The following is an 11,935-nucleotide window of genomic DNA, read 5'->3' as shown; positions in this document are numbered from 1 at the left end:
GCCGGTTGCCTCGTTGAGTGGTGAGTCCAGCCTAGCCATTGCCCAACGACACCGGGAGTAACAAGATCGTCGCGAAACCCGGCACCGGCGGAGTCAGCCAGCGACGTGCACGGCCGACACCGAATGCCTGGACCTTGCCTTGCGCGGCCAGCGATTCCAGGGCCCGTTGTATCTGGCGCTGGCTGCTGCCCAGCGCAAGCGCCAGTGCCGAACTCGACCATGCCTCGCCGTCCGCAAGCAGGGCCAGCAGTGCCGCGTGCTTGTCTTCGAGGGGTAACGTCAGCAGCGCGACGTCTTGCGCGACCAGCGCATAGCCACGGAAAGTCGCAGTGATTCCGGCCAACGGCTTCAGTGCGGCGCGCAGCCGGCCGATCTCGACCCGCAATCGGACGCGGTGGGATTCATCATCGAGTTTCAAACGAAAGGCCCTGGCGATCAGCGTCTCTCGCGGAACATCCCCGGGCCAGGCCTCAGCGAGCAGTTGAAGCAGATTGAACAATACCGGTCGGGTTGCCAGCGCCACCGTCATGCCGGCCCCGCGCACGCTGTAGCGACAGGCATCCACCACCAGCGTCGCGGACGCAAACAAGGCTTCGACCTGTGCGAGCGTCACCGTTTTCACGTCACCGGCAATGCGCAAACGGGCGGCAGGAGCGTCGAGGGTTTGCCGGGTGTGTTCGATCTCCGTCAGCAGCGCCGGAATGTTGGCCATCTGCGCCGCCCGCTGCGCACGCTCCAGCGCCGATTGCGCCTTGTGCGCCTGTACTCGCCGCAGCGCGATCCCGGCTGACATCAGTTCATGGGCGGCACGCAAGGCCGGGGGTAATGGTGCAGGGTCCTGTTCATCGAGCAGCGCGTCAGCTTCATTCAACTGCCCGATCAACAACAACCGACGAATCTGCAGGTAGCGTGCGTGCGCCGCATTGAGCCGGTCACCGTGATCCTGCAAGACCTGCCGCGCCGCCTCCAGCGCCTCCACCGGCCAGCCCAGATCCCGCGCCGCCAGCGCCACTTCGGCCTCGGCCACCACGCAGCGCGCCCGGGACAACGGCTCGTTGGCGCCGAACGCTTTCACTGCCCGTTGCAGCAATGTCTTGGCCCGCGCCATATCGCCGAGCTGGGCCATGGCGATTCCGCGCAGAGCCAGGGCGGGAGGATCTTCACGCAGGGCCACGAAATTCAGCGCCGCCAACGGGTCACCCGCCGCCAGGGCGTGGCCGGCGGCGTTGATCAGCGAGTCCATGGTGAGTCCGACATGGCAAGGCGTTCCGGTATCCGATCCTGGGTGGAGTCTAATACCGAATGCGGATTTGTCTGGAGGATGGCGCTTGCGCACCCACCTCAGCCGAGGATGCCGGCGTCCTTGAGCAACGCCTGCAAACCGACGGGCACCAGCAGTGACTGATCGTTGAAGCTTGAGGCGTCCTGCCAGCTCGCGGTAAACGGCGAACCGTCACTTTCGTGACCGACGATCTGCGATTGCTCGTACACCTGCGCGTCTTCGAAACGGGCGTTGTACACCTGAACAATTTCATGCCCCGGTTTGCCGTTGTAGACGAAGAGGCTTTCAAGTGTCCCGAGCAAGCGCAGATCTTTCATGGAAAGACCCAGTTCCTCCTGCACCTCGCGCACGATCGCCTCGCGACTGGTTTCGCCAAACTCGATGCCACCGCCGATGGGTCGGTAGAAGGTTTGGTCTGCCACGGGATCATGAAACCGGTTAACCAGAATCTTGCCGTTGTGCTGAAAGACACACAGTGCAATTGCGCGGATACGCTGTTCGGCCATGGGGGTGAAATCCGTTTGCTGAATGAAAAGCCCGGCATTAGATCACACGCCCCATGGAGAGTGAGTCAGGTACGCGTCAGACCGGTGAAATCGTGGCCAGAACGCCAATCATGATGGTCAACACGAGAAAGCCGCCGAGGAAAAACGCCATCTTAGCCATGAAGGCCTCCTGAATACTGAATGTCCGGCGCACCGGGCGCTTCGGAATGAAACGCGTCGCGTGTGGCCGAACCGCAGGGCTATTTTGGGCGCTTGACTGAGACGGTTACAGATGCAGATCCAACAGGAAAAAGCGGATCAGATGGATTCGGCCCGCGCATGTATCGATATTCAGACCGGTACAGAGGGTTTCCATTGCGCCGCTTTGATCTAGAGTCATGGGCGCCGCGCAAAGAACAACAAAAAATACAGGAGTGAAACCATGTCCGAGTTGAACCTGCATCCGAACGCCGCCGAATCCCTGAACCGCTGGCACGACATGATCCGTACCGGCAACTTGAAAGCCCTGCTCGACCTGCTCGATCCCAAAGCCGTTTTCCGCTCGCCGATGGCCCACACGCCTTACCCTGGCGCGCCGGTGGTTGCGATGATCCTGAACACTGTGTTCGAGGTGTTTGAAGATTTCAAATACCACCGTGAACTGGCGACAGCTGACGGTTTGAATGTAGTGCTGGAGTTCAGTGCCAAGGTCGGGTCGAAGGAGCTCAAGGGTATCGACATGATCCGCTTTGATGAACAGGGGAAGATTGTCGAATTCGAGGTGATGGTGCGGCCGTTGAGCGGGTTGCAGGCGTTGGGAGAAGAAATGGGCCGGCGGCTTGGCGCTTATCTGGCAGCCGCCAAGGCCTGAAACCCGGACACAAAAAAGCCCACTGACCATCGCCGGTTCAGTGGGCTTTGTGTGTCAGGCGTCTGAATTACAGAGCCATGTCACGTGCAGCGTTTTCTTTTGGAGCTTTAGCCTTGTCAGCCGCTTCTGCCGCCGGAGCTGCAGCCTGGCCAATCACAGGAGGGGTTGGCAGTTGCAGGATCTTGGCAGTGTAAGCCCACTCTTCAGCCACTTTGGCTGGATCGTTGTTCAGCTGGGTGCCGTAGCTTGGAACGATCTGGTGCAGCTTGGCTTGCCACTCAGGGGTAGCGACTTTGTCTTTGAAGACTTTCTGCAGCACGCTCAGCATGATCGGTGCAGCGGTCGATGCGCCTGGCGATGCCCCCAGCAGACCGGCGATGGAGCCGTCTTTCGATGCAACGATTTCGGTGCCCAGTTTCAGCACGCCGCCGGCGGCTTCATCACGCTTGATGATTTGCACGCGCTGGCCGGCTTGCCACAGGCGCCAGTCTTCGGCTTTGGCGTTCGGGAAGTATTCCTTCAGCGCGTTCAGACGGTCTTCATCCGACAGCATCAGTTGACCGGCCAGGTACTCGACCAGCGGGTATTCCTTGATGCCGACCTTGGTCATGGGCCAGATGTTGTGGGTGGTGGTGCTGGTCAGCAGGTCCAGGTACGAACCTTCCTTCAGGAACTTGGTGCTGAAGGTTGCGAAAGGGCCAAACAGGATGACGCGCTTGCCGTCCAGGACACGGGTGTCCAGGTGCGGAACGGACATCGGAGGCGCGCCAACCGAAGCCTTACCGTAGGCTTTGGCCAGGTGCTGCTCGGCGATGGCCGGGTTATCGGTCACCAGGAACGAGCCGCCTACCGGGAAGCCAGCGTATTCCTTGGCTTCTTCGATACCGGACTTCTGCAGCAGATGCAGAGCACCGCCGCCGGCGCCAATGAACACGAACTTGGCGTCGGTTTCAGTCTTGGTGCCGTCTTTCAGGTTCTTGTAGCTGACGCGCCAGGTGCCATCGGCGTTCTTGGTGATGTCCTGTACTTCGCTCGACAGCTTCATGCTGAAGTTAGGCTTGGTCTGCAGGTAACCGGCGAACTGGCGGGTGATTTCGCCGAAGTTCATGTCGGTACCCAGCGGGCTCCAGGTGGCCGCGATTTTCTGGTTCGGGTCACGCCCTTCCATCATCAGCGGAACCCACTTCTTGATCACAGCCGGGTCTTCGGAGTACTGCATGCCGGCGAACAACGGGCTCGCTTGCAGGGCTTCGTAGCGCTTTTTCAGGAACTTGATGTTGTCATCGCCCCACACGAAGCTCATGTGCGGAGTGGTGTTGATGAACGAGCGAGGGTCCTTCAGGACGCCCTGCTGAACCTGCCAGGCCCAGAACTGACGCGAAATCTGGAACGCTTCGTTGATCTCGACGGCTTTCGGGATCGACACTTTGCCGTTCTCGTCTTCCGGGGTGTAGTTCAGCTCGGCCAGTGCGGAGTGACCAGTACCGGCGTTGTTCCAGCCGTTGGAGCTCTCCAGAGCGACGCCGTCAAGGCGCTCGACCATTTCCATCGACCAGGTCGGTTCCAGCTCATTGATCCACACACCCAGAGTGGTGCTCATGATGCCGCCGCCGATCAGCAGAACGTCGACTTTCTTTGCTTCTTCGGCATTGGCGGACGACATCCCCATCGCCAAAGCCAGCCCCAGCAAGGCTGTGTTCACTTTTTTAAACATCTGTTGCACCTATGATAAAACGTCTTCCGCCCGCCGCTGTTGTACGTATGAGTTCCCCTTGTTCGCGACACTCAGGCCAGCGTCGCGGGTTCCGGCACACTTCAATTTTGACGGGTGGGCACACAAGGCCGACAGGCTGCGTCGACCTCAGTTATATGTCCCTTCTGAACTGACTTCTTATCATTATTGGCTTCAGCTACTTGAGCGACAGGGGTTCTGTCGGCCCGCCGAAAAGCGCGCCAGACTGAATTAGGTCAAACCAAGTGGCGCGAAGAATATCACGTCAGGGCAAACCCGCGCGTCTGTTCCCGACTCGATAGTCTTTATCCGTTCAAGCACTTATCGTCTGCCAGTGACCGAACATGCCCCCTGCCAGCGCCTCTGGCTTAAGCCTTTGAGCCGTTCGACCGCCCCTTCCCATCCAGACTCCGGACTTTCCCTTGTTACAAATAGGATTCTCGGCACCACTCGACTGAGCTCTCCAAAACCTTCACAACCGAAACCGATCCACAGACTGCGCCAGCCTCCCCGCCAGGCTCGACAACTCATCCGTCGTATTCGCCGTCTCGCCGATCACCTTGCTGTTACCCTCCGACATCCCGGCAATCATCTCCACCTGATGGGCGATTTCGTTGCTGGCCTGACTTTGTTCGCCGATGGTACGGGTGATGTCGTTGACCAGTTGCGTGGTGTTCAGGGTGGCCTCGAGGATTTCGCGAATGGCGCGTTCGACGTCGGCGGTGACCGCCATGCCTTTGTCGACCTGGGCCACGCCCGCCTCCATGCTGTTGACCGCTTCGCGGGTGCTGTTCTGGATGCGCGCGACCATTGCGGCGATTTCCTGGGTTGAAGCGCTGGTGCGGGCAGCCAGGCTGCGCACTTCATCGGCGACCACGGCAAACCCTCTACCCTGTTCACCGGCCCGGGCTGCCTCGATGGCCGCATTGAGCGCCAGCAGGTTGGTCTGGTCGGCGATGCTCTTGATCACCTGGATGATGTTGAAGATGCCTTCGGACTCATGATCCAGAGTACGGATCACCTGCGCCGACTGCTGGGCAGACCGGGCGATGTCGTCCATGTCGCTGACCACTTGATGAATCACCTGTCCGCCGTTCTTGGCCAGTGACTCGGCCTGATTCGCCATGCTCAGGGCCCGCTCGGCATGCCGGGTGATTTCCTCGATGCTGGCGGTCATCTGGCTCGCGGCAGCGGCCATGGTTCCGGCAGCGGTGCTTTGTTGCTGGCTGCTGTCGGCCACCCGATGGCAGCCGTGACTCAGTTGTTCGCTTATGCCGCTGACACCATGGGCATTGCGCCGCACCACGTCGATCATGTCGCGCAGATCCCGCTGCATGGTGGCCAGCGTGCGGATCAGCGCGCTGGCCTCATCCTTGCCGGAAGGCTCGGCGATCGGTTCGCCGAGGTTGCCATGGGCGATGCTTTCAGCGATACGGCTGGCCGTTTTCAGCGGGCCGGTGATGCTCCGAATCACCCAGCGGCCCTGCACCAACAGCAATAACAGACTGGCGATCAGCACAATGCCGAGGGCGATGTTGGCATTGCGGATCGCCGCTTCGGTGCCTTGGCTGGTCTGCCGGGTGTTGGTTTCAATCAGCTCGCTCAGAGACGCCATCTGCTCTTCGAGCTGGCTGAACGCAGCGCTGAAGGTGCCGAGTTCCTGTTGCGCCGTGTCGGGATTGTCCAGCGCCAGCCCGACAATCCGCTCGCCCGCGTTGATGTAAGTGTCGAGGCTTGGCTTGATCTGCTCCAGCGCGGCCCGGATCGTTGCGTCGAGCGGCAGTTTCAGGTTTTCGCCCAACACCTCGCGAAAATGCCCGGCGTGCTCCTCGACCGAACTGCGCACTTCGTCCGCCGTACCGGTGCTTTTGCCCAGCCCCACCAGCATCGCCGAGTAGACATCGGCGCGCAGGGCGTCGTGCATCATGTCGGCTTCCATGTGATTGCGCAGCGCGCTCATGCTGACGGCGTTGGCACTGACCGCCGAAGCCATGCGCTGATTGCCGACATAACTGACCAGGCTCACGATCAGCGCCGTCAGCAGGCTGGTCGCAATCAGCAGCACCAAACGCAGTTTGATCGACACGGTGATTTCCTACCTGGTCGCGCCGCACAGCGCTTTCAACGCTTCAGTTAAGCCTATTTCCGCAAACCCGCCGGGTTAGAGCGTCTCAAGGTATGTCGTCACATCTGGTAAAGAAGAATTCTGTGCGGCAGTTATCGGTTTGCAGCCCCGAGAACTTGTTCCGGCGCATGGAACTCCCGAGCCACGCCGCACCTCTCACATTATGTGGTACTTCCTTTTCGCTTTACGCTGCTGGAGGAACACCGTCATGCGTCGTTTATTACTCGTTTCGTCTCTTGTGCTCTGCCTGCCTTTTGGCTCGGCCTTCGCCCGCGTGGATGCGGGGGATGTCGCCACTTCGGCCGGTGTTTCCGCGTCGCTGTATTCCACCTTCAAGGATCACAAAATGGTGATTCCGGCCCGTGACGACCTGTCCGCATTCGTCGCCAGCGGCGGTGCCATTCGTGGCGCGTATCTGGAGTCGGCGCTGCAACAGGTTCGTCAGCAAAACCCGGGCTTGAACGCCAGCGATGAAGAGCTGGCCAATGCGATCCTGGTCCACTACGAAGGCCTGTCGCAATAAAAGCCGCACGCACAACGACGGTGGCTGACGGATTTGCCACCTCTCCGTTCTGCCGATGGACGGCAGCCGGGCGACCATGGGCAAAACCGTCGAACGGCCTCTATGATGGAGGCCATGACGATTGCCGCCCCACTTCGCTCCCCCTGCCCGCCCGGCGCCTGCATCTGCGGGCGCGATCCGTTGCTGGAAATGCCCGGCGCGGATTTGCGCATTCTTTTGCTCACGCGGCAGGAGGAAAGGCGCCTGCTCGAACGCCTGGAAAACCTGCAAAGCCTGGCTGACCTCGAACGGCTGCAACAGCGGATGTTCGAACAGTTGGGGATTCGCATGGCCATCGCTCCGGGCTTCAATGAAGTACGGACCATGCGCGGCATTGCCATCGAAATCGATGAACTGCCGGGGATGTGTCGCAAGACCCGTCAGGCGATTCCGGCCGCCATTCGCCGCGGGCTGGAAAAACACCCGGAAATCGCCTTCGAACTGCTCAACGCCCACGACTTGCTGCGCGACGCCTGATCACTCTTTCAGGCCGACCCGTTTGCGCATCTCGGCGGTAATGCTCTGGCGGGTTTTCTTCATGTCCGCCCAGGGTTCATCGCCGACGTCCGCCAATCGTTCGTGGACGTTATGAATATTCCACTGATTGCCGCCCTTGATCGCCTTCACTTCATCGACAAACAGCGGCACCGACACCGGCAGCCCTTCGCGGGTCCGCGCCGCGTAAGCACAAATCGTGGTGGCGCCGAGCCCGTTGCGCAGGTAATCGATGAAGATCCGCCCCACACGGTTCTTCGGTCCGGACACCGCGGAAAACCGCTCCGGCAACTGTTTGGCCATGTGACTGACGATCGCATGGCTGAAATCCTTGACCTCGTCCCAGCCGTGCTTGCGAATCAGCGGCACCACCAGATGAATGCCCTTGCCGCCGCTGGTCTTGAGGAATGCCCGCAAACCCAGTTCATCCAGCACGGTCAGGGTCAGGGCGGTGGCCTCGACCATGCTTTTCCAGGGCAGCGCGGGGTCCGGATCAAGGTCGAGGACAAAGCGGTCGGGCTTCTCCAGATCCACCGTAGTGGCATTCCAGGTGTGCAGCTCGACGGTGCTCATCTGCACCGCACCGATCAGCGCTTCAGCGTTGTTGATCAGCATCACCGGTTGCCCGGTAACGTCCTTGTCCAGCGTGCGGATGCCGGGGATCGCCAGGTGTTCGGCGTTTTTCTGGAAGAACAGCTCGCCGGCAATGCCGTCCGGCGCCCGCACCAGCGCCACCGGGCGATCCTTGAGTTGCGGCAGGATCCACTCGGTGACACTGGCGTAATACTCGGCCAATTGCATCTTGGTGGTACCGCTGCTGGCGTCGATCACACGGTCGGGATGAGTGATGCGCACCTTGCCGTCGGCCAGGCCGGATTGGGACGGCGCGGTAGCTTGAGTCTTTGACGTCTTCATGGGTTTGGCGCGCTCCTCGGTGATGTCCTTGGCCGGTTTGTCGTCGCGCAGGCCATGGAAAACGGCGTGGCGCACCGAGCCATCCTGAGTCATCTCGGCAAACGCGACCTCCGCCAACAGGCTCGGTTTCAGCCAGTGCACGCCTTTGACCTCGAAACCACTCGGCGGGTTGGCCACAACCGGCTTCTTCGCCCGCAAGGGTTTCAACTGCGCGAGCAGGCTTTTCAACGTGGCCTCATTGAAGCCGGTGCCCACCTTGCCGGCATAACGCAATTCACCGCTGTCGCGATCGTGCAAACCCAGTAGCAACGCGCCGAACGCGCTGCGCGAACCCTTCGGATCGGTGTAGCCGACGATCACGAACTCCTGGCGATGCTTGCACTTGAGCTTGATCCAGTCGCTGCTGCGCCTCGACACGTAGGGCGAGCCGAGACGCTTGCCGATCAGGCCTTCCATCTGCATCTGGCAGGCGCTGTTGAGCAATGCCTCCGGGGTTTCGTCGAACGCTTCGGAGAAGCGCAACAGCGGATGCTTGTGTGCCTTCAACACCGTGGCCAGTGCCGCTCGCCGCTCCTCGACCGGCACCTCGCGAAGATCGACGCCGTTGAGGTAAGGCAGGTCGAACAAGTAATAAATGATATTGGCGCTGCGGCCGGATTCGAAGGCGTTCTGCAGCGCCTGAAAATCTGGCACGCCGGCTTCGTTGGCAACGACCACTTCACCGTCAAGCCATGCAGACTCCAACCTCAAGGCTGCAAGTGCCCGGGCCTGCTCCGGCAGTTTGTGTGTCCAGTCATGACCGTTACGGGTGAACAACTGCACGTCGTCATGATCGATGCGCGCCATGATCCGGTAACCGTCGAACTTGATCTCGTAGCTCCAGTCTCCCTCTGGCGCACTGTCCACCAGGGTGGCCAGTTGCGGTTTCAACTGCGCGGGAATACGGGCCTTGTGTGCGCCAACAAGCTTTCCTGAGGCCGGCTTGCGCGTTGGCTTTTTGAGCGGTTTGACTTGTCTGGCATCAAGTTTGGGTTTGTCGACCAAGGTACGCTCGCTGAGCACGCTGTCCGGCTCGGCGACCAGCACGTCGTAATCGCTTTGCGGCCGGGCGGCGTTGTCCTGATGCTTGATCAGGAACCATTGCTCCTGCTTGCCCGGCATGTGGGTGCGCACCAGATTCCATATTCCCCCGAGCTTCTCGCCTTGCAGCTCGAACTTGAGCTTGCCCTTGGCGTAGGCCTTCTGCGGGTCTTCCAGCGGAATCCACACACCGCGATCCCAAACGATCACATCTCCTGCACCGTAATGCCCCTCCGGAATATTGCCCTCGAAGGTCGCGTAATCCAGCGGGTGGTCTTCGACATGCACCGCCAGGCGCTTGACCTTCGGATCCAGTGACGGGCCCTTGGGCACCGCCCAGCTTTTGAGCGCTCCGTCGAGTTCCAGGCGAAAGTCGTAGTGCAGGTGCGACGCGTCGTGCTTCTGGATGCAGAACTGTAACGCGTGATCGGCGTCAGCCTTCTTGCCTCGCCGCTTGACCGCCGCCGGTTCCGAGGTCGCCGAGAAGTCGCGCTTGCGGTTGTAGTCGTCGAGGTTCCTGCTCATGGCGGCTCCGGCTGCAGTCTGGTGCTGTTATGCAGAAGAGCGACGCCTGCGCAGAAAAATTCAATCGACGTAAAAAAGCCCCGGACGGATGGAACGTCCGGGGCCCGGGTGTTGAGGTATTTCAGGCGGTGCCTTTGGCCTGTTGCTCCAGATGCACCTGCAATTCGGGATCGATCTGCAGTGCCGCCGCCAGTTCATCCAGGTAATTGCGCTCGGCGTCCTGCTGGTCGTCCACCAGCATCACACTGGCGATATACATTTCGGCGGCCACCGCCGGATCGTTGTTGGCGGCTTGCGCGACTTCGCTGGCATCGAGGGGTTTGGCGACTTCGGCGTCGAGCCATTGCTGCAGGTTCGGGTCGTCGGTGTGGCGGCCGATTTCGCTGCTGATCAGGTGTTTCTCCGAATCGTCGATTCGCCCGTCAGCCTTGGCCGCGGCGATCAGCGCGCGCAGCACCGCGTGACTGTGTTCTTCAACTTGCGGGCCGGCCAGCAGGTCTGCGGTCTGCGGCGTTTGTTGCGGCGCCGCCGACGCCTGACTACGCTGCCAGGCCTGATACGCCTGGAACGCCATCATGCCCAGCGAGGCCAGTGCCGCGTAGTTGGTGCCGCCGGAGCGACTCTGCGTACCGCCGCCCAGTGCCCCGCCACCCAGTCCTCCACCACCCAGCAACCCACCAAGCAGTCCTCCAAGGCCTCCCAGTCCTCCGGCAGGCGAACTGCCACCGCTGGTACCGCCGCCACCCAGCAGGCCACCCAGCAAACCGCCGAGCCCACCCAGGCCATCGCCAGCCGAAGCGCCACGTTGTTGTCCCGCCGAGGCCTGGCCCCGCAGCAGTTGTTCAAGCAGATCACTGGTGTTCATGACGTCGTCCTCAGGCAAAGGCGTAACAGCGTCAGGCAACGATAGACCTCCGCACGCGTTGCGCCAGCACCGTTTGGCCGACGCTGCTGCTGGGAAGCGACTTCGGCGTCGAAAAATTTTCCGGGCCAGCTAAGATCATCAAGGGTGAACCTTATCCCGGCCCGACCGGTCGATAGCTGCAAACCCGAACCGGTTGGCTGCCACCCTTGTCAATCAAGCGTGATACCCGGCTTGCTTCACTTTCTGGAGAACGCCCCTGTGATATCGACCGTCCACATTGCCAGGCTCAAGGCCTGGGGCGCCCATGGTTTCACCGCGACTGGCGTGGTCACTGCGTTTCTGGCCACCCTCGCCCTTTTGGAAAACCAGCCGACCCACTGCCTGATGTGGCTGGGCGTGGCGCTGATCGTCGACGGCCTCGATGGCGCGCTGGCGCGCAAGGTCAACGTGCAGTCGGTACTGCCGAGTTTCGACGGATCGATCCTCGATCTGGTGATCGATTACCTGACCTATGTGTTCATTCCGGCACTGTTCATCTATCGCTACATTCCCCTGCCCGACTACACGCTGTTGCTGACAGTGTCGCTGATTCTGGTGTCATCGCTGTTCTGCTTCTGCAACGTCAACATGAAGAGCAAGGACAACTACTTCGTCGGTTTCCCCGCCGCGTGGAACGTGGTCGCGCTGTGCCTTTACATCATCGCCCCGGGGCCGTGGATCACTTTCCTGACCGTGATCGGCCTGGCGTTGCTGACCATCACCCGAATGAAATTCCTGCACCCCTTCCGCGTGCGCCGGTTCATGCCGATCAACATCGCGGTGACGGCGATCTGGCTGTTGTGCAGCCTGTCGCTGGTGCTCAACCACCCGGTCATCAACCCGCTGGTGATGGGTTTGTGGTTGTTGGCGTCGGCGTATTTCCTCGGCATCTGCATCTGGCGCACGGCGCTGGAGTGGTTTGATGCGTCACACTTGAAATAGAAATCCCGTGGGAGCGA

General features: G+C 60.8%; 10 protein-coding genes. 4 read left to right on the top strand and 6 right to left on the bottom strand.

What is annotated here, in order from left to right; translation table 11 throughout:
• Positions 1-31 precede the first annotated feature (31 nt).
• On the bottom strand, positions 32-1,243 hold the full coding sequence (locus tag NH234_RS12265; protein ID WP_367256698.1) for a helix-turn-helix domain-containing protein: 1,212 nt from the start codon (positions 1,241-1,243) through the stop codon (positions 32-34).
• A 98-nt stretch (positions 1,244-1,341) separates the two neighbouring features.
• Complete coding sequence (locus tag NH234_RS12260; protein WP_085733141.1) at positions 1,342-1,788, bottom strand: NUDIX hydrolase; 447 nt, start codon at positions 1,786-1,788, stop codon at positions 1,342-1,344.
• Between the two features lie 421 nt (positions 1,789-2,209).
• Here NH234_RS12260 and NH234_RS12255 point away from each other — a divergent pair, with 421 nt between their 5' ends.
• Positions 2,210-2,638 (top strand): nuclear transport factor 2 family protein, encoded by a 429-nt coding sequence (locus NH234_RS12255; RefSeq protein ID WP_367256696.1) that lies wholly within the window; start codon positions 2,210-2,212, stop codon positions 2,636-2,638.
• 67 nt (positions 2,639-2,705) lie between these two features.
• Here NH234_RS12255 and mqo read toward each other — a convergent pair whose 3' ends face one another.
• Positions 2,706-4,352: a malate dehydrogenase (quinone) gene (gene mqo / locus NH234_RS12250; protein ID WP_085733143.1), complete on the bottom strand. Its 1,647-nt coding sequence runs from the start codon at positions 4,350-4,352 to the stop codon at positions 2,706-2,708.
• Between the two features lie 490 nt (positions 4,353-4,842).
• On the bottom strand, positions 4,843-6,456 hold the full coding sequence (locus tag NH234_RS12245) for a methyl-accepting chemotaxis protein (RefSeq protein WP_367256694.1): 1,614 nt from the start codon (positions 6,454-6,456) through the stop codon (positions 4,843-4,845).
• Positions 6,457-6,703: 247 nt separating this feature from the next.
• Between NH234_RS12245 and NH234_RS12240 the strand changes: the two genes are divergently transcribed.
• Complete coding sequence (locus NH234_RS12240; protein ID WP_119426518.1) at positions 6,704-7,018, top strand: DUF2388 domain-containing protein; 315 nt, start codon at positions 6,704-6,706, stop codon at positions 7,016-7,018.
• A 114-nt stretch (positions 7,019-7,132) separates the two neighbouring features.
• Positions 7,133-7,534, top strand: a complete 402-nt coding sequence (locus tag NH234_RS12235) for a hypothetical protein (protein ID WP_367256692.1) — start codon at positions 7,133-7,135, stop codon at positions 7,532-7,534.
• Here the strand turns inward: NH234_RS12235 and ligD are convergent, their stop codons facing one another.
• Complete coding sequence (gene ligD / locus NH234_RS12230) at positions 7,535-10,072, bottom strand: DNA ligase D (protein ID WP_367256690.1); 2,538 nt, start codon at positions 10,070-10,072, stop codon at positions 7,535-7,537. It lies immediately after the preceding gene.
• A gap of 121 nt (positions 10,073-10,193) precedes the next feature.
• The gene (locus NH234_RS12225; RefSeq protein WP_085733148.1) at positions 10,194-10,937 is read right to left on the bottom strand and encodes a tellurite resistance TerB family protein; all 744 of its coding nucleotides are present in this window, start codon (positions 10,935-10,937) and stop codon (positions 10,194-10,196) included.
• Positions 10,938-11,195: 258 nt separating this feature from the next.
• Here NH234_RS12225 and pcsA point away from each other — a divergent pair, with 258 nt between their 5' ends.
• Positions 11,196-11,918 carry a phosphatidylcholine synthase gene (gene pcsA, locus NH234_RS12220; protein WP_085733149.1) on the top strand — a complete coding sequence of 241 codons (723 nt, stop codon included), beginning with the start codon at positions 11,196-11,198 and terminating at the stop codon, positions 11,916-11,918.
• The last annotated feature ends 17 nt before the right edge of the window (positions 11,919-11,935 follow it).

Origin of the sequence: Pseudomonas sp. stari2 (genome assembly GCF_040760005.1) — a bacterium.
GTDB lineage: Bacteria > Pseudomonadota > Gammaproteobacteria > Pseudomonadales > Pseudomonadaceae > Aquipseudomonas.
The sequence above is the reverse complement of the archived record's forward strand: the minus strand, read 5'-3'. Positions and strand labels throughout refer to the sequence as shown.